22 protein-coding genes and 1 pseudogene are annotated in these 20,407 nt (G+C 34.5%); all 23 read left to right on the top strand.

Translation table 11 applies throughout. The features are described 5' to 3' along the window. The first annotated feature begins 241 nt into the window (after positions 1 to 241). Entirely contained in the window at positions 242 to 451 is a 210-nt protein-coding gene (locus WKS98_RS07840) for an SHOCT domain-containing protein (protein ID WP_498918307.1), read from the top strand. Positions 452 to 510: 59 nt separating this feature from the next. Beyond that, entirely contained in the window at positions 511 to 2,073 is a 1,563-nt protein-coding gene (locus WKS98_RS07835) for a recombinase family protein (protein ID WP_498918305.1), read from the top strand. Further along, positions 2,066 to 2,482 carry a recombinase family protein gene (locus WKS98_RS07830; RefSeq protein ID WP_498918304.1) on the top strand — a complete coding sequence of 139 codons (417 nt, stop codon included), beginning with the start codon at positions 2,066 to 2,068 and terminating at the stop codon, positions 2,480 to 2,482. The genes WKS98_RS07835 and WKS98_RS07830 overlap by 8 nt, the downstream gene beginning before the upstream one ends. Continuing rightward, positions 2,475 to 4,046 (top strand): recombinase family protein, encoded by a 1,572-nt coding sequence (locus tag WKS98_RS07825; protein ID WP_498918325.1) that lies wholly within the window; start codon positions 2,475 to 2,477, stop codon positions 4,044 to 4,046. The genes WKS98_RS07830 and WKS98_RS07825 overlap by 8 nt, the downstream gene beginning before the upstream one ends. Before the next feature lie 703 nt (positions 4,047 to 4,749). Then, positions 4,750 to 5,619 carry a nucleotidyltransferase domain-containing protein gene (locus WKS98_RS07820; RefSeq protein ID WP_498918302.1) on the top strand — a complete coding sequence of 290 codons (870 nt, stop codon included), beginning with the start codon at positions 4,750 to 4,752 and terminating at the stop codon, positions 5,617 to 5,619. Between the two features lie 31 nt (positions 5,620 to 5,650). Continuing rightward, positions 5,651 to 6,334: a class I SAM-dependent methyltransferase gene (locus tag WKS98_RS07815; RefSeq protein WP_012775604.1), complete on the top strand. Its 684-nt coding sequence runs from the start codon at positions 5,651 to 5,653 to the stop codon at positions 6,332 to 6,334. A 32-nt stretch (positions 6,335 to 6,366) separates the two neighbouring features. After that, on the top strand, positions 6,367 to 7,275 hold the full coding sequence (locus WKS98_RS07810) for an aminoglycoside nucleotidyltransferase ANT(6)-Ia (RefSeq protein ID WP_001255866.1): 909 nt from the start codon (positions 6,367 to 6,369) through the stop codon (positions 7,273 to 7,275). After that, positions 7,272 to 7,814 carry a streptothricin N-acetyltransferase Sat4 gene (sat4, locus tag WKS98_RS07805; protein ID WP_000627290.1) on the top strand — a complete coding sequence of 181 codons (543 nt, stop codon included), beginning with the start codon at positions 7,272 to 7,274 and terminating at the stop codon, positions 7,812 to 7,814. Before WKS98_RS07810 ends, sat4 begins: the two co-directional genes overlap by 4 nt. A gap of 92 nt (positions 7,815 to 7,906) precedes the next feature. Next, positions 7,907 to 8,701, top strand: a complete 795-nt coding sequence (gene aph(3')-IIIa / locus WKS98_RS07800; RefSeq protein WP_001096887.1) for an aminoglycoside O-phosphotransferase APH(3')-IIIa — start codon at positions 7,907 to 7,909, stop codon at positions 8,699 to 8,701. A 242-nt stretch (positions 8,702 to 8,943) separates the two neighbouring features. After that, a complete protein-coding gene (locus WKS98_RS07795) occupies positions 8,944 to 9,516 on the top strand; it encodes a helix-turn-helix transcriptional regulator (protein ID WP_001079938.1) in 573 nt (190 codons plus the stop codon). A gap of 23 nt (positions 9,517 to 9,539) precedes the next feature. Next, positions 9,540 to 9,896 carry a WYL domain-containing protein gene (locus WKS98_RS07790; RefSeq protein ID WP_000374054.1) on the top strand — a complete coding sequence of 119 codons (357 nt, stop codon included), beginning with the start codon at positions 9,540 to 9,542 and terminating at the stop codon, positions 9,894 to 9,896. A 110-nt stretch (positions 9,897 to 10,006) separates the two neighbouring features. Then, positions 10,007 to 10,666 carry a dihydrofolate reductase family protein gene (locus tag WKS98_RS07785; protein WP_000802831.1) on the top strand — a complete coding sequence of 220 codons (660 nt, stop codon included), beginning with the start codon at positions 10,007 to 10,009 and terminating at the stop codon, positions 10,664 to 10,666. 809 nt (positions 10,667 to 11,475) lie between these two features. Then, a complete protein-coding gene (locus WKS98_RS07780) occupies positions 11,476 to 11,601 on the top strand; it encodes an erythromycin resistance leader peptide (RefSeq protein WP_017771940.1) in 126 nt (41 codons plus the stop codon). Between the two features lie 57 nt (positions 11,602 to 11,658). Continuing rightward, positions 11,659 to 12,390 carry a 23S rRNA (adenine(2058)-N(6))-methyltransferase Erm(A) gene (gene erm(A) / locus WKS98_RS07775; RefSeq protein WP_094398249.1) on the top strand — a complete coding sequence of 244 codons (732 nt, stop codon included), beginning with the start codon at positions 11,659 to 11,661 and terminating at the stop codon, positions 12,388 to 12,390. A 216-nt stretch (positions 12,391 to 12,606) separates the two neighbouring features. Continuing rightward, positions 12,607 to 13,131, top strand: coding sequence for a phosphotransferase (locus tag WKS98_RS07770; RefSeq protein WP_001176020.1), 525 nt, complete (start codon positions 12,607 to 12,609; stop codon positions 13,129 to 13,131). A 45-nt stretch (positions 13,132 to 13,176) separates the two neighbouring features. Continuing rightward, positions 13,177 to 13,566: a cytidine deaminase family protein gene (locus WKS98_RS07765; protein WP_001041171.1), complete on the top strand. Its 390-nt coding sequence runs from the start codon at positions 13,177 to 13,179 to the stop codon at positions 13,564 to 13,566. Further along, positions 13,557 to 14,249 (top strand): MBL fold metallo-hydrolase, encoded by a 693-nt coding sequence (locus WKS98_RS07760; protein WP_019124342.1) that lies wholly within the window; start codon positions 13,557 to 13,559, stop codon positions 14,247 to 14,249. Before WKS98_RS07765 ends, WKS98_RS07760 begins: the two co-directional genes overlap by 10 nt. A gap of 378 nt (positions 14,250 to 14,627) precedes the next feature. Next, positions 14,628 to 15,401 (top strand): replication initiator protein A, encoded by a 774-nt coding sequence (locus WKS98_RS07755; RefSeq protein WP_498918293.1) that lies wholly within the window; start codon positions 14,628 to 14,630, stop codon positions 15,399 to 15,401. After that, positions 15,398 to 16,225, top strand: coding sequence for an ATP-binding protein (locus WKS98_RS07750; protein ID WP_498918291.1), 828 nt, complete (start codon positions 15,398 to 15,400; stop codon positions 16,223 to 16,225). Before WKS98_RS07755 ends, WKS98_RS07750 begins: the two co-directional genes overlap by 4 nt. Beyond that, on the top strand, positions 16,218 to 16,703 hold the full coding sequence (locus tag WKS98_RS07745; protein WP_000606600.1) for a PcfB family protein: 486 nt from the start codon (positions 16,218 to 16,220) through the stop codon (positions 16,701 to 16,703). Before WKS98_RS07750 ends, WKS98_RS07745 begins: the two co-directional genes overlap by 8 nt. After that, on the top strand, positions 16,700 to 17,434 hold the full coding sequence (locus WKS98_RS07740; RefSeq protein WP_498918289.1) for a BRO family protein: 735 nt from the start codon (positions 16,700 to 16,702) through the stop codon (positions 17,432 to 17,434). Before WKS98_RS07745 ends, WKS98_RS07740 begins: the two co-directional genes overlap by 4 nt. Then, positions 17,427 to 18,422 (top strand): annotated as a pseudogene (locus WKS98_RS07735) (type IV secretory system conjugative DNA transfer family protein); the annotation flags it as partial. The gene WKS98_RS07740 and the pseudogene WKS98_RS07735, both read left to right, overlap by 8 nt. Before the next feature lie 96 nt (positions 18,423 to 18,518). Continuing rightward, a complete protein-coding gene (locus tag WKS98_RS07730) occupies positions 18,519 to 20,360 on the top strand; it encodes a DUF4368 domain-containing protein (protein ID WP_498918287.1) in 1,842 nt (613 codons plus the stop codon). Positions 20,361 to 20,407: the final 47 nt, after the last annotated feature.

Below are 20,407 nucleotides of genomic sequence, written 5' to 3'. Positions count from 1 at the left end.
ATCAAAATAGAGAGGGTTAGGTGCGCGCTTTAAAGAGCGGGACGATCACTTTAAAAAATACTAGTATTCATGAAGTAATTATCGTTGTTCTCTTTTTATTTAATCTGTCTATTTCGATATTTATATTAATGGCAATAAATTTTACTCAAAAACACTTCCTTTGTCCTAAGGAATATAGAGGAAAGAAAATTAGGGTTAAATATAGACCTGATGTCTTTGCCTGTGATATAGGAGGTGGAGTATGAGAGTAGAAAAGTTTGAAGGTAGACCAGAAATTATAAAAACTGAATACACTGATATGGATTTAAAGGCAGAGCTTAATTTCTATCTATCAGATAAGTTCATCCAAGATCTCTTTCTTTTAGATGAAATTAGCCTTGAAGAATATAGAAAAATTAGGAGAGAAAACATTAAAAAATTCAGACCTATTCTTTCAGAATTATTGATATAAGACTTGATAAATACTTACTTGTACGGGAATATAGCACTAGCAGAAAGGAGGTTGAATGGATGAAAAAGATAACAAAAATAGAAGCAAATCAAAAAGAAGGATCCATATTAAGAGTCGCTGCTTATGCAAGAGTATCGACAGATGAAGACGCTCAGCTAGTAAGTCTTAAAACGCAAAAAGCACACTACGAAAAGATAATATCTGAGAACGAATCATATACTTTTGCAGGTCTATACTTTGAAGAAGGCATCACTGGAACAAAGAAAGAATGTAGGGATGGACTTCTAAAAATGCTAAAAGACTGCGAAGACGGGAAAATAGACTTTATCCTAACTAAATCCATCTCAAGACTTGCAAGAAACACAACAGACTGTTTGGAAATTGTAAGAAGACTTCTTGATTTAAACATTGGTATTTATTTTGAAAAAGAAAATATTGATACCAGAACCATGGAAAGTGAGTTGATGCTATCCATACTTTCATCCCTGGCAGAAAGTGAATCCAGGTCTATATCAGAAAATAACAAGTGGTCCATAAAGAAAAGATTTCAAAATGGAACGTTCATTATATCAAGCCCACCCTATGGCTATGAGAATATAGACGGAAAGATGGTAGTGAATGAAGAAGAAGGCAAGATTATAAAAGAAATATTTAAACAGTATCTTTCAGGTAAGGGAACGCATAAAATTGCAGAAGATTTAAATAAGAGAAAGATTAAAGGACAAAAAGGTGCAAGCTGGCATGGGTCGACTATAAATGGAATCTTAAAAAATGAAAAATATATAGGCGATGTCATCTACCAAAAAACTTATACAGATGAAAATTATAATAGACATAAAAATAATGGGGAAGAAGACCAGTATAAGATTATAGATAACCATAAAGCCATAGTAAGTAGAGAGGATTTTGAAAAAGTACAAGACCTAATAAAGATAAGGGCTATAGCAAAAGGAAATGGAAAAAACACTAAAAAATATCAAAATAGATATAGTCTATCGGGAAAAATAAAGTGTGACGAGTGTGGATCAACCTTTAAAAGAAGACATCACTATAATGGTAAAGATAAATATATAGCCTGGACTTGTAGTGAACACTTAAGAGATAGCAATAAATGTTCCATGAAGTTTATTAAAGACAAGAACATAAAACTAGCTTTTGTGACTTTAGTAAACAAGCTAATCTTTGGAAAAGATAATATCCTAATGCCACTCTTAGAGTCATTAAAGAGAGTGGACAGCAAGGAAGAAGTTGCGAAGATAGAAAAAATAGAAGAAAACCTAGAAAAACTAAAGGAAAGAAAAGAAGTTTTAAACAAACTAATAACTTCAGGAGTTTTAGATGCAAGTGTTTACGCAAAAGAAAGCAGTGAAATTTCAAGTGAAGAAAGTTATCTACTCAAAGAAAAGGAAAGATGTAAAAAAGCCATCCTTGGAAATGATGAAGAAATAAGAGAACTTGAAAAACTAATAGGAATCTTAGATAAAAGTAAAATATTTGATCATTTTGAAGATGACTTGTTTGTAGAAATCATTGACCACATACAGGTAATTAATAGAGAAACCCTTGATTTTCATTTAAGGTGTGGACTTGTACTTAGAGAGGAAGTGAAAGAAAATGTCTAGACTATGTTATGGCTATACCATAAGAGACGGAAGATTAGAAGTTGAAGAAAAAGAAGCTGAGAATATAAGAAAAATCTTTAAAAACTATCTTGCTGGCAACGCCCTAATAAAGTCGGCAGACCTTGCTGGACTAAAGAAAAACAGCTCAAGTGTAAAAAGAATCTTAACCAACAAAAAATATTTAGGCAATGACATCTATCCCAAGATAATAGATGAAGAAAGCTTTGAAAAGGCAGGTCAAATGTTAAAGGAAAGGGCAGTGGCCATGGGACGAGTTTGGGAAAAAGAAGAAGAGATTATTAAAGTTCCCTGCAAGTTTAGATATAAAAAGGAAGAGACTTTGCCCATAGATCCCTTTGAACGAGCAAGCCACAAGTACAATTTAATCGAGGTGATAGATGATGAATAGCAAGGTCATAGTAATACCAGCGAAGAAGAAAAAAGGAAATTCCATCAAGGAATCAGAAAAGAAGAAACTGAGAGTAGCTGCCTATGCAAGGGTATCAACAGATAGCGATGAACAGGCAACTTCTTATGACACTCAAATAGACCATTACACAAATTATATAAAGAGAAATCCAGATTGGGAATTTGCGGGAGTTTTTTCTGATGAAGGAATCAGTGGAACTTACACCAAGAAAAGAGCTGGCTTTAATAAAATGATTGAAGAAGCCATGGAAGGGAACATCGATTACATCATTACAAAGTCCATATCGAGGTTTGCTAGAAACACGCTAGACTGCTTAAAGTATATTCGTAAATTAAAAGAAAACAACATCCCAGTCTACTTTGAAAAAGAAAACATCAACACTATGGATGCAAAGGGAGAAGTCCTCCTAACTATTATGGCATCTCTTGCTCAACAGGAAAGTCAGTCCTTGTCACAAAATGTGAAGCTAGGCTTTCAATATAGATTTCAACAAGGCCAAGTCCAAGTAAATCATAATAGGTTTTTAGGCTACACAAAAGACGAAGACGGAAAACTCGTCATAGTTCCTGAAGAAGCAAAAATTATAAAAAGGATCTACAAAGAATACTTAGAAGGAGCAAGCCTACGAGATATTAAGGGAGGGCTAGAGAAAGACAAGATAGTAAATGGAGCAGGAAATAAGAAGTGGCATGTATCGAACCTCAATCAAATATTAACTAATGAGAAATATATGGGGGATGCCCTCTTACAAAAGACTTATACAGTGGATTTTCTAAATAAGAAAAGGGTAAAGAATGATGGCATTGCGCCTCAATATTATGTAGAAAATAGTCACGAAGCCATCATACCTAGAGAAATCTTCATGCGAGTCCAAGAAGAAATGGATAGACGAGCTAATATGGTAAGTGGCAAAGGAAAAAGAAGAATTTATTCCAGCAAATATGCCCTTTCAAGTATTGTCTACTGCTCAAAATGCGGCGATATTTACAGGAGAATAGCATGGAACAATAGAGGTAAAAAATACACCGTTTGGAGATGCTGTACAAGAATAACCCATGGACCAGATGCCTGTCATGCGAGAACCATAAAAGAGACTGATCTAGAAGAGGCAGTCGTAGAAGCAATCAATCAACTTATATCTGAAAGCAGTGAATTAAAAGAAATAATTAAAGAGAATATTGAAAAAGCCATCACAGGTGATGGAAGTAGTGGAATAGAAGAAATAGACAAAGAAATGCTGGCGGTTCAAGAAGAGCTTTTAAAAGTAGCTAATGCCAAGAAAGACTACACTGGACTTGCAAATAAGGTAGAAGAATTAAGGAAAGAAAAAGAAAAGATATATCTAAATATGGCGGAAGAGAAGAATGAACAAAGCAGACTAATGGAATTAGAAGAGTTTTTAGACAATCAAGAATTAGAAATAGAAAGTTATGATGAAGAATTGGTGAGGAAACTTATAGATAAGATAGTAATTTATGAAGAAAATTTAAAAGTAGTGTTTAAATCTGGACTTGAGGTTGAAATTGACAAGGATAAAAAGTAAATATACAATATAACTAACAGCACCCGACACGCCTCTTAACAATGCGAACCATGTTGAAGCCCTAGCCCTACTTGTCAAGGAGCGAAGCGACGCTGAAAAGTAGAGGCAGGTCTCATGCAAAGATTTCCCAAGAGAAGCGACCGAATAGGGAGCTTCGATTGGCAGAAATCGCCTGCTGAGACGGTATGTTTGATGTCAAGAAAATAATGATATAGCAATGTTTTAAGAAGAAACATCTATTTTATCAACTCGGAGAAATGTGTGTTTCTTTGTTTGTGAGAACAGATCGAGAGTGTCAGAAAAACAACCAGATTGAGTAAACAGTAGCAATAATCAATTAGGGAGTGGATAGAACAGATATTGACTTCAATTTAACGGCTGCTCTTTTAAATTAATACATTAATCTGTATCATTACGTTATAAAAGAAATATTATGATTGTTTTGTTGTATATTCATGGTCTGATAATTATTTTACTTTTCTTATTTGACAGATGGTAAGTAGGGCAGTGAAAAAGATTATGGATTTTATCTAAGCACTAAGTAGTTTAGATCACTAATCAGGGAAAATAAGGCCTTCAAGATGAATTCCGAAGGCCCCCTTTCCTTTCCATATAAATATACGTAAAGCATAAGGAACATATGGCAAAAAAAGTGTTTCTCAACATGAGATATAGCTTTTGATATTGAAAGGAGAGATTCAGTATGATAGATAATATTATTCAATCAGTGACAGACAAATTATCCTCTTTGCCTTATATAGAAGGCATTGTATTAGGGGGTTCTCGTGCAAGAGGCACACATACAGAGGATTCTGATATAGATATCGGAATCTATTACAAATCAGAATCATTTGACATTACAGCGATTAATCAAATTGCTACAGAGTTGGATGATGAGAATAGAAATAACCTTGTTGTACCTCCCGGAGCGTGGGGTGATTGGATTAATGGCGGCGGATGGTTAGTTATAAATGGGTATCATGTTGACTTGATTTTACGTGATATAAAACGGGTGGAACAAATAATCAAAGATACGGAGCAAGGAATTGTTACTACTAATTATCAGACGGGGCATCCCCATGGATATATAAGTGCTATGTATCGTGGAGAATTGGCGATCAGCAAGATACTATATACTAAGAATGAAAGCTTATGCGAATTAAAAAATCAGGCAGAAATTTACCCTGGTGCTCTAAAGAAGAACTTGATAAACTTTTTTATGTTTGAAGCAGGGTTCTCTTTAATGTTTGTAAAAGCAAATTCGGGAACAGACGATAAATATTATATTGCGGGTCATGTTTTTCGTATAGTTTCATGTTTAAATCAAGTGTTATTTGCATGTAATAATGCTTATTGTATCAACGAAAAGAAAGCTATAAAACTGCTTGAAACTTTTGAACATAAACCTGAAAAATATACCGAGAAGGTAAATCATATTTTTGAAGTACTCGGTATCTCACTTTTTGAATGCTACGACATGACCGAGAAGCTTTATAATGAAGTGAATGAAATTGTATCGGAGATAAATAACTTTTTAAACGAGGAGAGTTCAGATGAAAGAAAACAAATATGATGATAATATATTTTTTCAAAAATACAGTCAAATGAGTCGCTCGCAGAAAGGACTGGCTGGTGCGGGAGAATGGGAGACTTTGAAAAAGATGCTACCTGATTTTAAGGGTAAGCGTGTGCTTGATTTAGGATGCGGCTATGGATGGCACTGTATATATGCGATGGAAAACGGTGCTTCCTCTGTAGTAGGTGTTGATATTTCTCATAAAATGCTCGAAGTAGCAAAAGGAAAAACCCATTTTCCACAGATTGAATATGAATGCTGTGCCATAGAAGATGTGGATTTCCCAGAGGAGAGCTTTGATGTAATACTAAGTTCGCTTGCGTTTCATTATGTAGCAGACTATGAGAATTTAATAAAAAAGATATATAGGATGCTGAAGGCTGGTGGCAATTTAGTTTTTACAGTTGAACATCCTGTTTTTACTGCTCATGGAACACAAGACTGGTATTATAACGAAAAAGGAGAAATACTGCATTTCCCGGTGGACAATTATTATTATGAGGGCAAACGGACAGCTATGTTTTTGGAAGAAAAGGTTACAAAATATCATAGAACACTGACCACATATCTAAATACACTGCTTTCAAATAGTTTTATAATAAATCAGATTGTGGAGCCACAGCCGCCAGAGAACATGATGGATATTCCGGGGATGGCGGATGAAATGCGACGCCCAATGATGCTGATTGTATCGGCAAAAAAGAAGATGTAATAATATAGAAAAAATAAACGAGGAGTATGTAAATGAGATCAGAAAAAGAAATGATGGATTTAGTACTTTCTTTAGCAGAACAGGATGAACGTATTCGAATTGTGACCCTTGAGGGGTCACGCGCAAATATTAATATACCTAAAGATGAATTTCAGGATTATGATATTACATATTTTGTAAGTGATATAGAACCGTTTATATCTAATGATGACTGGCTTAATCAATTTGGGAATATAATAATGATGCAAAAGCCGGAGGATATGGAATTATTCCCACCTGAAGAAAAGGGATTTTCCTATCTTATGCTATTTGATGATTACAATAAAATTGATCTTACCTTATTGCCCTTGGAAGAGTTAGATAATTACCTAAAGGGCGATAAATTAATAAAGGTTCTAATTGATAAAGATTGTAGAATTAAAAGGGACATAGTTCCGACTGATATAGATTATCATGTAAGAAAGCCAAGCGCAAGGGAGTATGATGATTGCTGCAATGAATTTTGGAATGTAACACCTTATGTTATTAAAGGATTGTGCCGTAAGGAAATTTTATTTGCTATTGATCATTTTAATCAGATTGTTCGCCATGAGCTGCTGAGAATGATATCATGGAAGGTCGGCATCGAAACAGGCTTTAAATTAAGTGTAGGCAAGAACTATAAGTTTATTGAAAGGTATATATCCGAGGATTTGTGGGAGAAACTTTTGTCCACCTACCGGATGGATTCCTATGAAAACATATGGGAAGCATTATTTCTATGCCATCAATTGTTCAGGGCGGTATCCGGTGAGGTGGCGGAAAGGCTTCATTATGCCTATCCGGAGTATGATAGGAATATAACAAAATATACCAGGGACATGTATAAAAAATACACTGGTAAAACCGGCTGCCTGGATAGCACATATGCCGCTGATATAGAAGAGAGGCGGGAACAGTGATTACAGAAATGAAAGCAGGGCACCTGAAAGATATCGATAAACCCAGCGAACCATTTGAGGTGATAGGTAAGATTATACCGAGGTATGAAAACGAGAATTGGACCTTTACAGAATTACTCTATGAAGCGCCATATTTAAAAAGCTACCAAGACGAAGAGGATGAAGAGGATGAGGAGGCAGATTGCCTTGAATATATTGACAATACTGATAAGATAATATATCTTTACTACCAAGACGATAAATGCGTCGGAAAAGTTAAACTGCGAAAAAATTGGAACCGGTACGCTTATATAGAAGATATCGCCGTATGTAAGGATTTCAGGGGGCAAGGCATAGGCAGCGCGCTTATCAATATATCTATAGAATGGGCAAAGCATAAAAACTTGCATGGACTAATGCTTGAAACCCAGGACAATAACCTTATAGCTTGTAAATTCTATCATAATTGTGGTTTCAAAATCGGCTCCGTCGATACTATGTTATACGCCAACTTTGAAAACAACTTTGAAAAAGCTGTTTTCTGGTATTTAAGGTTTTAGAATGCAAGGAACAGTGAATTGGAGTTCGTCTTGTTATAATTAGCTTCTTGGGGTATCTTTAAATACTGTAGAAAAGAGGAAGGAAATAATAAATGGCTAAAATGAGAATATCACCGGAATTGAAAAAACTGATCGAAAAATACCGCTGCGTAAAAGATACGGAAGGAATGTCTCCTGCTAAGGTATATAAGCTGGTGGGAGAAAATGAAAACCTATATTTAAAAATGACGGACAGCCGGTATAAAGGGACCACCTATGATGTGGAACGAGAAAAGGACATGATGCTATGGCTGGAAGGAAAGCTGCCTGTTCCAAAGGTCCTGCACTTTGAACGGCATGATGGCTGGAGCAATCTGCTCATGAGTGAGGCCGATGGCGTCCTTTGCTCGGAAGAGTATGAAGATGAACAAAGCCCTGAAAAGATTATCGAGCTGTATGCGGAGTGCATCAGGCTCTTTCACTCCATCGACATATCGGATTGTCCCTATACGAATAGCTTAGACAGCCGCTTAGCCGAATTGGATTACTTACTGAATAACGATCTGGCCGATGTGGATTGCGAAAACTGGGAAGAAGACACTCCATTTAAAGATCCGCGCGAGCTGTATGATTTTTTAAAGACGGAAAAGCCCGAAGAGGAACTTGTCTTTTCCCACGGCGACCTGGGAGACAGCAACATCTTTGTGAAAGATGGCAAAGTAAGTGGCTTTATTGATCTTGGGAGAAGCGGCAGGGCGGACAAGTGGTATGACATTGCCTTCTGCGTCCGCTCGATCAGGGAGGATATCGGGGAAGAACAGTATGTCGAGCTATTTTTTGACTTACTGGGGATCAAGCCTGATTGGGAGAAAATAAAATATTATATTTTACTGGATGAATTGTTTTAGTACCTAGATTTAGACATCTAATCTTTTCTGAAGTACATCCGCAACTGTCCATACTCTGATGTTTTATATCTTTTCTAAAAGTTCGCTAGATAGAGTTCTATATTAGAGATGTAAAGAGTTTTGGTGAAGAGGTTTGTGAGTATGGCTTTTATAACCAGGGTGCAATGAGAAGCACTAACAGCAGCTAGCTTAAGAACGCATAGGATATACTTTTTATGGAAGTCACAGAGGAGGAATAAAATTTGAACAGGATTAACAGAGTAACCTCTATTCTTATTCAGCTGCAATCAAAAAAAATAATTCCTGCCAAAGAAATTGCACAGCGATTTAATATAAGCTTAAGGACAGTTTACAGAGATATCCGGACACTTGAAGAAGCCGGAATACCAATTGGATCTGAGGCCGGAAAAGGATATTTTCTTGTAGAGGGCTTCCTACTTCCGCCGGTAATGTTTACAGCGGCGGAAGTGGGTGCATTGATTACAGCAGGGAAATTTTTAAATTGCCATGGAGATGAATCATTTATAAAGGATTTTGATTCAGCTATGTATAAAATCAAATCTATTTTGAAGCATGGTGAAAAAAACTATGCACAGGAGTTGGAGAACAGTATTAACGTGTACAGCACATCTGGACAGAAAAATACATTGGCGGATAACGTTATTGCAGCAATTCAGACTGCAATCTGCAATAAAAGGGTAATATCAATTCAATATCCTGCATCAGGAGGGCAAGAACCGGAAAGCAGAATGATAGAGCCTATATCACTGGGGTTTTATGAACAGAACTGGTACTTAATCGGTTTTGCAGGCTAAGAAATGAATATAGGAATTTTCGTGTGGATCGGATTAAAAGCATTTGCATAGAAGAAGAGCTCTGTCAAAGCCATGATGGCTCTTTGGAACAAATATTAAAACAAATGCTTTCATATAAAAAACTATATAATGTAATTCTTAGAGCTGAAAAAGGGGAGACATACAATTCTATCAAGAACAGGTATTCTCTCGGCTTCCTTGAAGAAACCGATTTGGGAAGTAAAATGGAAATCGAATTCCAGACAGATTCCTTTGAGATATTGAGCAAGCAGCTGATTGAATATGGATCAGGCATTGAAATAGTCCAACCTGATGAATTAAAATGCATAACCCGTAAACACCTGGCACAAATTACGAATCACTGCCTAAACTTGATTTAGAGAAAGCGATTGGTCTGTTATGTATTTTTTGTAAGGTTTCATATCCCCTGCTGACATACAGCTGTCAGTGTATTATGATATTCTACTATCAAAAAGGAGGATTGAAAAATATGAAACCAAAGATAATTATGCACACACAAATTAGCCTTGATGGCCGCATTAAAGGCTTTGATAATCCGGAAGTTTACTACCAGGTTGCCGGGGGAATTCATTCGGATGCGGTGCTGTTTGGGTCCAATACTGTTTTTACTGCATTTGAAAAATATCCTGCTGAAACAGAGGCTGATTTTGAGAAAATCATAACAAGCCCGGAGGACCCCAGACCAATAGGAGTCATACCTGACAGCAGAGGTATCTTGAGAAGTCTTCATTGCTTAAGAAATCTTGGATATCTGAAGGAAATTGTCATTCTGGTATCAACTGCCACTCCGAAGGAATATTTGAATTATTTGGAGGAAAGGCATTACCCATATATTGTGTCAGGAAATGATCATGTGGACTATGAAAAAGCCTTTCAGATCCTGCATGAGCAATATGGGTGTAAATACATGCGGACAGACAGTGGCGGTGGATTAACCAACAAATTATTAGAAAACGGACTTATTGATGAAATCAGTCTTGTGATATCACCATGTTTTGTAGGTAATAAAGAAAAACAACTATTTGATAACCTTCTGTTATCTGAAAAAGTTAATTTGGAATTGCAGGGAACAGAGAATGCAGAACATGGCTGTCTGTCATTGCGCTATGCTGTGAAAAATAAGGATTAGTGCAGCATACTTTAAAAAGTGTCTGTTGGGACAGTGTCCTAAAGGAAGCATAAGCTCATGGCTAGCGGCGGTGTTAAAGTAACGGCACTCGGCCCCAATATATAGTTGATATGCCCCTAAGCCTTTGAGGGCAAGGCGGTCAACCGCGCCTTTTCCGGTCCGCATACAGTCGTTCAATGAGGGTATCAAGCTCGGCAATGCGGCGGTGCTTCTCGGTGGTTCGTTTCTTCGCCGCCGTTTTCGGCTAATTCTAATTGATCCGAACTGTAAGGATAAGCAATTATCCGGGGCTAGTTAAGTATCTTAGAGAGGAAGATAAAGATAAGTAAACCAATTTTAAAGTTGTACCGAATAAAGCCTTCAAGAGGACAACATGCTTTTGAAGGCTTTATTGCTTACAATTACTTGGATTGTAACGCAAAAGCAGGCACCAAATCAATGAAAAATAGCCTATCCAGGCGACTGTTTCAGAAATATGGGCTTCCGCCAAGGGGATACCAGTGGGGTGCGACATCTTTTTTGCCCACTCAAGGCACGTTGAAGCAGCAATTCTGATGACGTATTGTGGTTTGGACAAGGAATAATAGGAGTCAACCACAACATGTAGTGGTTTGAGTACGAAAATTGGGTCAAAAACAGGCTAAAAAATACCGTTTTTTGACCCTTTTAAATAGGGCATTTGACAGATGACATTTGATGTTTCGGGATTAAAAATCCATAGGGTGAGGTAGATTAGCACAGAACTTTATTGAATAGAGAAATTAAAAGTGATATAATCAGTTGCATAAGGAGGAGTTAAATATGTGTACATGTATTGCAGTAGTAGATATTACTTTATCTCATTTATAATGAAAAAAATTAAAGGAGGTAAAGGTATGGGTATGTTTTCTATATTTGTTATTGAGAGATTTCATTATCAACCAAACCAAAAATAATTGGTTATAATGAGCTCTTAAGATTAGTTCATTATAACCGGCAAGGAGAAGATTATAATGAAACAGAAAAACCCGAAAAATACGCAAAATTTCATTACATCTAAAAAGCATGTAAAGGAAATATTAAAATATACGAATATCAATAAACAAGATAAAATAATAGAAATTGGGTCAGGAAAAGGACATTTTACCAAGGAACTTGTGGAAATGAGTCAACGGGTGAATGCTATAGAGATTGATGAAGGTTTATGTCATGCCACGAAAAAAGCAGTTGAACCTTTTCAGAATATAAAAGTTATTCATGAGGATATTTTGAAGTTTAGCTTTCCTAAAAATACAGACTATAAAATATTTGGTAATATTCCCTACAATATTAGTACTGATATTGTAAAAAAGATTGCTTTTGATAGTCAAGCGAAATATAGCTACCTTATTGTAGAGAGGGGATTTGCTAAAAGGTTGCAAAATACCCAACGAGCTTTAGGTTTGCTGTTAATGGTGGAAATGGATATAAAAATTCTTAAAAAAGTGCCACGAGCATATTTTCACCCTAAGCCTAATGTAGATTCTGTATTGATTGTACTTGAAAGGCATAAACCATTTATTTTAAAGAAGGACTACAAAAAGTATAGATTTTTCGTTTATAAATGGGTAAACAGGGAATATCATGTTCTTTTTACTAAAAATCAATTAAGACAGGCGCTGAAGCATGCGAATGTTACTGATCTTGATAAATTATCCAATGAACAATTTTTGTCTGTTTTCAATAGTTACAAATTATTTCAATAAATTAAAAATAATTAAGCGTTCTCTAACTTTAAGAGAACGCTTAATCTTATTACATTGAAAAATGCATTCTATTATTTTCAATTATTATGATATAACATAACTATCATTTTACTTATTTGCATATTTGCACGAAAATATAGTTATCGACGACTATTCTGATAATAGCAACTAATATAGTCAATGATAACTCAAAATTTATTGATATAGTAGGTATATGTGCAACTAATTAGGGAAGATTTTAGCTTGCCATTTCTGAAACAGCTAAAACAAGTATTGCGTAAAGAATGCGCCAGTCTTCCCATGGACTTAAAATGCTTGCTTGGGGCACACATAAAACCCCTTGAACAATCTATTGACAGAGTTGAAGGACTGTCGGAGATTCTAAGACGAAGTAATCCTAAAATGGCCCTATGCCATACAGATATTCATAATTGGAACTTGATGCAACGGGATGAGCAGTTAGTTCTAATTGACTGGGAAGGCTTGAAATTGGCTCCAGTAAAAGCTGATCTCATGTTTTTTGTTGATAAGCCATATTATGATGTATTTATGAACATATACCTGAAATTACACAAAGATTTTTTAATCAATACGGATGCTTTGTTATTCTATCATATTAGACGTAAACTAGAAGATATATGGGAGTTTATTGAACAACTTTTATATGACAATCAAGAGGATAAGGAAAGAAATGAAACTATAAAAGTTCTTGATGGTGAACTGAATAACTTAGTGTTTTGAAAAAAGAATAACGTATTATTAAGCTAAATAATATTGGAGAAGAAAATGAATAAACAAGAATTATATCAAATTGCTTTCAGTATAATTAATCATAAAAAGTTACGGAACTTTGGAACTTCAGGGCATGTTGCGTGCGCGTTGGAGACAAATAGCGGTAACATCTTTACAGGAATATGCATTGACTTGCCCTGTTCTATTGGCTTATGCGCTGAACAGTCAGCTATTGCTGAAATGGTAAAGAACAATGAAACTGCAATCAAAAGGATTATCGCTGTATTTGAAGATGGGAGTATACTTCCACCATGTGGAAGGTGCAGAGAGTTTATTGCACAGATAGATAATCAAAATATAGAGACCCAAATTGTATTACCTGAAATGGAAGAAGTGTTGCTGAAAGATTTATTACCAGAAAGGTGGGATGGCAAATGGAACTGAAAAAGATAACTAGCAGGGTCTTTTATTATCCACATCAACCAGAAACTGATAGGCCTATGTTGGCATACTTAAATGGAGATAAAATTGCACTTGCCATTGATGCAGGAAATTCAGCAGACCATGTTGATGAATTTTATAAATCCCTAGAAATCGAGGACCTAAAGAAGCCAGATTTTACTGTCATCACTCATTGGCACTGGGACCATACCTTTGGAATGCATAAAATTCACGGATTGTCCATTGCACACCATAAAACCAACGAGTTTTTGAAACAGGAAAGAGCCAAACTATCTGACAGTGCATATATAAAATTTTTGATAAATGATGATGAGTGCCTAGCTAGAGAATATGTAGATAATAAAAGAATTATTGCCGTTCTATCGGATATCCAATTTGAAAAAGAGCTTACCCTTAATCTCGGTGGAATAACCGCAATGATTTTTCATACGGTTTCACCCCATTCGGAAGATACGGTGCTTATCTATATTCCTGAGGAAAAAATATTGTTCTTGGGAGATTCAACAAGCGAGGATTTCTACGATGATGGGTATATGGATAAAGAAAAATTAATGTCATTAACAAATTTGATAGAAAGTTTCGACTGTAAGTATTGTATTTTAAGTCATGCAGAGCCTCTAACTAAATCAGATTTATTAGATTACTTAAAATCCATTCTAAAATAATAATCCATGAGGTGTATTGATATGTTCCCGTCTACCGATAGCCCCAAAAACGCAGTGGATATGTTCCCGAGAACGGACACACTCAAATGACATTCATTCTATCCTCTCAAGCCATGTGGAGACTATAGCGTTGATACAAAAGATATAAATTTAGAAATCCTGCATTTTAAGCAGTTTTATAAGCATTTTGTCTTCGATAAAGATGAAGAAGGATACATCAAAAAGACCCAAAAAAACTACATGGACGTAAGAGTAGTTTTGCAACTGGTATGAGGAGACACAAAGAAAAATATAATAAGATAAAACCCATTTTATACTTTCTACAAGAGTAGCTTAAATAAGGCTGCTCTTTTTTTATTTCAAAGAAAGGAGGTAGGGATGAATTTTGATTATTTTTATAATAGGCAATCTGAAATGTATAACTTCATTAGGTTACCTATGGTATTAATGGAAGATGAAATTTTTGAGAGCATTTCTATTGAAGCTAAAGTTTTGTATTCATATATGCTTAATCGAATGGGTCTTTCATATAAAAATGGCTGGATAGATGAAGACGGAAAAGTCTTTATTTACTACACAATGGATGCTATTAAAGAGCAATTTAACTGTGCTAATGATAAAGCCTTAAAGATTATAAATGAGCTTGATACAAAATCAGGAATTGGATTGATAGAAAAGAAAAGACAAGGACTTGGAAAACCAAATAGGATATATGTTAAAGATTTTATGAGTGTTTTCTATGATTCAAATAATAGAAATCCAGATTTCCGAAAAGCAGAAGTCCAGACTTCCGATAATCGGAATTCAAGAACTCCGAATAACAGACTTCAAGATTTCCGAAAATCGGAAGGTAACTATAACAATATTAGTAATAATGAGTTAAGAAAGAATGATTTTAGTAAGGGACAAAAGTCTTATGGAATATATAAAAATATATTTTTGACTGATGAAGAATACAAGGACTTAACAAATGAGTTAGGAAGTAGAATTAATGAATACATTGATAGATTGTCGTCATATATGAAAGCAAATAACAGAGTGTATCAAGATCACAAGGCAACGATAATCAATTGGTATCTTAATGATCAGGCAAAAAACATTAATGACAATTCAACAAGAAAAATGAATTACGATATAGGAGAGAGTTTATGAAAAGCTTAAAAGATTTTGTATTAAGAGAAAATGATATTGAAAGAAATGGACATATCTATTGCAAGGTATGCGGTAAAAGAGTCGATGGAGAATTACTTGACCTTGGATTTACAAAGTTTATTCCCAGAATTAAATGCGAATGTGAAATAAAAAGAGATAAGGAAAACGAAGAAAGAGAAAGATTAATGAAAATATCAACACTTAAAAGAGATTGCTTCTCATCACCTATCCAACACAAATATAATTTTGAGAAATACTTAAATGAAAAAGGTCAAGCCTATAAGGTTGCTTACAACTATGCTAAAAGCTTTGAACAAATGAAAAAAGACAATGTTGGACTTTTATTTTATGGAGATGTTGGTAGTGGGAAAACTTACCTTGCTTGTGCAATAGCAAATGAATTAATTGAAAGAGAACAAGTTAGAGTTAAGATTTTGAATTTATCTCAGGTAATAAATCAAATACAAAAATCTGCATTTAAGGTTGATTCAAACGAAATTATAGATAACCTATCAAATATTCCATTGTTAATATTAGATGACCTTGGAATTGAGAGGGATACATCTTATGCAAGAGAACAAGTATATAACATTATAAACTCAAGATACTTAAAAGGCAGGCCGACAATTTTTACTACAAACTTATCATTGGAAATTATTCAAAATCCTAATATAGACCTTGAGTATCAGAGGATATATTCAAGAATACTTGAAATGACAATACCAGTTAAAGTTACGGGAGAAGATTTTAGAAGAAAAATCCATCAAGAGAAGTTAAGAAAATACAAAGAGTTACTTTTATATGGAGGTGGAATAGATGATTAATGAAGAAGTATCTAGGTCGAGCCTTAATCTTGAAGTAAGGCTTGCAAAAGCAACAAGTAAAGCAATTCTTGATGCCTTAAAGAAAGTACACAAGCAAATAGAAGAACAAGGAGGCTTGAAAAATGTAATAAAAAATAACGGAGAAGAAGTAAAGCTAAAAGATATGGTTAAAAAGGGACAGTTAGAAGAAATTAATCTAAAAGATCCTGAGTTAAAAGAACTAAAGAAAATTTTAAACAAACACGGAGTGAAGTTTTCTGTTATGAAAGATAAGGAAACTGGCAACCACTCTGTGTTTTTTCAATCTAAGGATATAAAGGTAATGGAACATGCCTTTAAAAAAGCAGTTAAGGCTTCTGAAAGAAAGGCCGATAGAAAAGATTCAATAACTAAGACTATAAATAAGTTTAAAGATATGGCTAAGGATACCATTAGCAAAGATAAAGTTAAAAATAAACATAAGGAGCAAAGCTTATGATAAGTAATTTAAAAACATTTGAAAATAAGAATTTTGGGAAACTCACTGTTATTGAAAAAGATGGTGAGTTTTTCTTTATAGCAAATGAAGTAGCAACTATGCTAGGATATGTCAATCCCAGAAAAGCTATTTATGACCATGTAGACGAAGAAGATAAGGGTGTAACGAAATGGAAGACCCCTGGAGGAATACAGAATATTTCAATAATTAATGAGTCAGGATTGTATTCACTTATCCTCTCATCAAAACTACCACAAGCAAAGATATTCAAAGCTTGGGTAACTAGAGAAGTCTTACCAAGTATTAGAAAAAATGGAGGATATATAGCTGGTCAAGAAAAGAAAACTAACGAAGAGCTACTTGCAGATGCAATTCTTGTAGCCAATAGAATTATTGCCGAAAGAGAAGAAGAGATTGAAGAATTAAGACCAAAGGCAGATTATTATGACAAATTAGTAGATTACAACCTACTTACAAACTTTAGAAATACTGCCAAAGAATTAGGAATACCACAAAATCAGTTTATAAGTTTTCTAATGGATAAGGGACTAATTTACAGAGATAAGAAAAAGAAACTCTTACCTTATGCTGGTAAGAACAAAGGATATTTTGAAGTAAAAGAATGGGTTGATCCACTAGGTACACTTGTAGGAATAAAAACTTTTATAACACCAAAAGGAAGGCACTACCTACTAATTTTATTAGATAGTGAAGGTTTCTACGATGAATAATATATTAGAAGCCATTCTTTCTGATATTAAAAACTTAATTAAAATAGACAACCCAAAGAAATTTATATTATCAAACATTCCCTATCTATCATTCTTCTACATTGGAAATATCTTTTCTAAGCACATCAATTCTTATGTAGGAGGAGATATTATTGATAAAATAATGGTGGGAATTTCTGATATAGGAACTTTATCTTATATACCAAGCCTTAATCCAAGGGACTTGTTAGTAGGTATTTCAGTTGCTGGTCTTGTTAAGTTAATTGTTTACAGCAAAGGTAAAAACAAAAAGAAATATAGGCAAGGCAAGGAATATGGATCTGCAAGATGGGGAGAAAGTAAGGATATTGCTCCATATATTGACCCTAAGTTTGAAAACAATGTTCTCATAACTAATACCGAAAGACTAACAATGAACTCAAGACCTAAAAACCCTAAATATGCCAGAAATAAAAATGTATTAGTAATAGGTGGTTCTGGATCAGGTAAAACGAGATTTTATGTAAAGCCAAATCTAATGCAAATGCATTCTTCCTATGTAGTAACAGACCCTAAAGGCACACTTGTGTTAGAATGTGGAAAAATGCTTTATGAAAATGGTTACGACATAAAGATATTAAACACAATAAACTTTAAAAAATCTATGAAATACAATCCCTTTGCATACTTGAGAAGTGAAAAAGATATTTTAAAGCTTGTCCAAACCATAATTGCTAACACCAAGGGAGATGGAGAAAAGGCAGGAGAAGATTTTTGGGTAAAGGCTGAAAAGTTATATTACACTGCTCTTATTGGGTATATTTATTATGAAGCACCTGAAGAAGAAAAGAATTTTAAAACACTCTTAGATATGATTGACGCAAGTGAGGTTAGAGAAGATGACGAAACCTATATGAACCCAATTGATAGGCTTTTTGAAGCTCTTGAAAAGAAAGATCCAAGTCATTTTGCAGTTAAGCAATACAAGAAATATAAGCTTGCAGCAGGAGTAATAGAATTAAGGAGAACACTTAATCACTGTTTTAGTGAAATATGTACTTCTTAATTCTTTTTTATTTAAGAAATTAAGAGGAAGGAGGAAAAAGTGAGGAATTTTGAAAAGATAACAGCACTCTATGAGAGATTAAGTCGAGATGATGAACTTGAAGGAGAAAGTAACTCAATCGTTAATCAAAAGAAAATACTTGAAGAATATGCAAGTAAGAATAATTTAACCAACATTATCCATTTTACAGATGACGGAATAAGCGGGACACAGTTTGATAGACCAGGCTTTATGGCAATGATGAATGGAGTAAATACTGGAAATATCGGTTGTATCATCGTAAAGGATATGAGTAGACTCGGCAGAGATTATCTCAAAGTCGGTCAATGTATGGAGATATTAAGACAAAAGGGCGTAAGACTGATTGCTATCAATGATAATGTAGACAGCTTTTACAGAGAAGATGATTTTACCCCCTTTAGAAATATTATGAATGAATGGTATGCAAGAGATACTTCAAGAAAAATACAATCCACATTCAGATCAAAAGGAGAAAGCGGAAAGCATACGGCAAGCACTCCGCCTTATGGCTACATCAAAGATGAAAAAGACAAAGATAAGTGGGTTGTAGATGAAAAAGCAGCCGAGATAGTAAGACGAATATTTAACCTGACCATGCAAGGTAATGGTCCGTATCGAATAGCAAAAATATTGGAAGCTGACAAGATAGATATACCCTCTTATCATCAACAGAAATTGGGATATGGACTACATCAAAGCAAAAATTTTGAACATCCTTATCGTTGGTGCAGTTCTACCATTGCAAGTATCTTAAAGAAAAAAGAATACTTAGGGCATACAGTTAACTTTAAAACAAGAAAGCATTTCAAGGATAAGAAAAGTAAATATGTATCCGAAGATAATTGGCTCATCTTTGAAAATACTCACGAAGCCATCATAGACCAAGAAACCTTTGATAATGTGCAAAGGATAAGAGAAAATGTAAAAAGGTATCCTGATGGCTGGGGAGAATATCACCCACTAACAGGACTGATGTATTGTGCAGATTGTGGAAGCAAGATGTATGTTCATAGGACAAATAACTATAAGAATATCCCCTATTATGTTTGTAGTAATTACAAGAAAGTGCCTTGCGGAACGCTATGTCCATCAGCTCACAGGATAAATGCAGAAGTAGTCATAAACCTTATCCAAGAAACATTAAAAGATATAAAAAATTATCTTAATGAGGATAATGAAGCATTTATTCACTCCATTCAAAATGAAATGGAAGAAAAGGAAAAAGTAGAGATAGAAAAACAAAGAGTAAGGCTAATTAATAATAAGTCGAGGATACAAGAGTTAGAAAGGCTTATGTGCCGTATTTACGAGGATATGATACTAGAAAAAATACCAAGTAGTAGATATGAGATACTTAATAGCCAATACGAAACAGAGCAAAGAGTCCTAAGCAAAGAGATTGAAGACTTAGATCTTGCAATATCAAGATATGAAAAAGAAACAGACAAGACAAGAAAATTCATATCCCTTATTAGTCGCTATGAAAACTTTGATGAACTTACAAACACAATGATAAATGAGTTTGTAGAGAAGATAATAATTCATGAAAGAGATAGGAAAGGCAGTCAAACATCAAAGCAAAAGATAGAAATATATTTTAACTTCATAGGGAATTATGAAGTGCCAAAAGAAGAATTAAGCGAAGAAGAACAATCAAAACTTGAGGAAGAAGAACGAAAAATTAATGAGAGAAGGGACAGGCTTCATCAAAATTATCTAAAGCGTAAAGCAAATGGAAAACAACAGGAATATGAGGAAAGGTATAAAGCAAGGCGAAAGCAGAAAAAACAGGAGAAGTTAAAGGTTTTGAAAAGAGCGGGGATACCGGTATGTGAAATGCAGAACATTTTAATTAAATAATATATCGCGGAAGTCAATGAATAAAAAATAAAATATTCATTGACTTC

Origin of the sequence: Lagierella sp. ICN-221743 (genome assembly GCF_037890055.1) — a bacterium.
In the GTDB taxonomy this organism is placed as follows: domain Bacteria; phylum Bacillota; class Clostridia; order Tissierellales; family Peptoniphilaceae; genus Mediannikoviicoccus.
Note: the sequence above shows the minus strand (reverse complement) of the source record. Positions and strands in the feature narration are given on the sequence as shown.

Excerpts from the sequence above, each read along its gene's own strand:
- WKS98_RS07840 (WP_498918307.1), top strand. The coding sequence starts at position 242 with ATGAGAGTAGAAAAGTTTGAAGGTAGACCAGAAATTATAAAAACTGAA.
- WKS98_RS07835 (WP_498918305.1), top strand. The coding sequence starts at position 511 with ATGAAAAAGATAACAAAAATAGAAGCAAATCAAAAAGAAGGATCCATA.
- WKS98_RS07830 (WP_498918304.1), top strand. The coding sequence starts at position 2,066 with ATGTCTAGACTATGTTATGGCTATACCATAAGAGACGGAAGATTAGAA.
- WKS98_RS07825 (WP_498918325.1), top strand. The coding sequence starts at position 2,475 with ATGAATAGCAAGGTCATAGTAATACCAGCGAAGAAGAAAAAAGGAAAT.
- WKS98_RS07820 (WP_498918302.1), top strand. The coding sequence starts at position 4,750 with ATGATAGATAATATTATTCAATCAGTGACAGACAAATTATCCTCTTTG.
- WKS98_RS07815 (WP_012775604.1), top strand. The coding sequence starts at position 5,651 with ATGAGTCGCTCGCAGAAAGGACTGGCTGGTGCGGGAGAATGGGAGACT.
- WKS98_RS07810 (WP_001255866.1), top strand. The coding sequence starts at position 6,367 with ATGAGATCAGAAAAAGAAATGATGGATTTAGTACTTTCTTTAGCAGAA.
- WKS98_RS07785 (WP_000802831.1), top strand. The coding sequence starts at position 10,007 with ATGAAACCAAAGATAATTATGCACACACAAATTAGCCTTGATGGCCGC.
- WKS98_RS07780 (WP_017771940.1), top strand. The coding sequence starts at position 11,476 with ATGTATTGCAGTAGTAGATATTACTTTATCTCATTTATAATGAAAAAA.
- WKS98_RS07765 (WP_001041171.1), top strand. The coding sequence starts at position 13,177 with ATGAATAAACAAGAATTATATCAAATTGCTTTCAGTATAATTAATCAT.
- WKS98_RS07760 (WP_019124342.1), top strand. The coding sequence starts at position 13,557 with ATGGAACTGAAAAAGATAACTAGCAGGGTCTTTTATTATCCACATCAA.
- WKS98_RS07755 (WP_498918293.1), top strand. The coding sequence starts at position 14,628 with ATGAATTTTGATTATTTTTATAATAGGCAATCTGAAATGTATAACTTC.
- WKS98_RS07750 (WP_498918291.1), top strand. The coding sequence starts at position 15,398 with ATGAAAAGCTTAAAAGATTTTGTATTAAGAGAAAATGATATTGAAAGA.
- WKS98_RS07745 (WP_000606600.1), top strand. The coding sequence starts at position 16,218 with ATGATTAATGAAGAAGTATCTAGGTCGAGCCTTAATCTTGAAGTAAGG.
- WKS98_RS07740 (WP_498918289.1), top strand. The coding sequence starts at position 16,700 with ATGATAAGTAATTTAAAAACATTTGAAAATAAGAATTTTGGGAAACTC.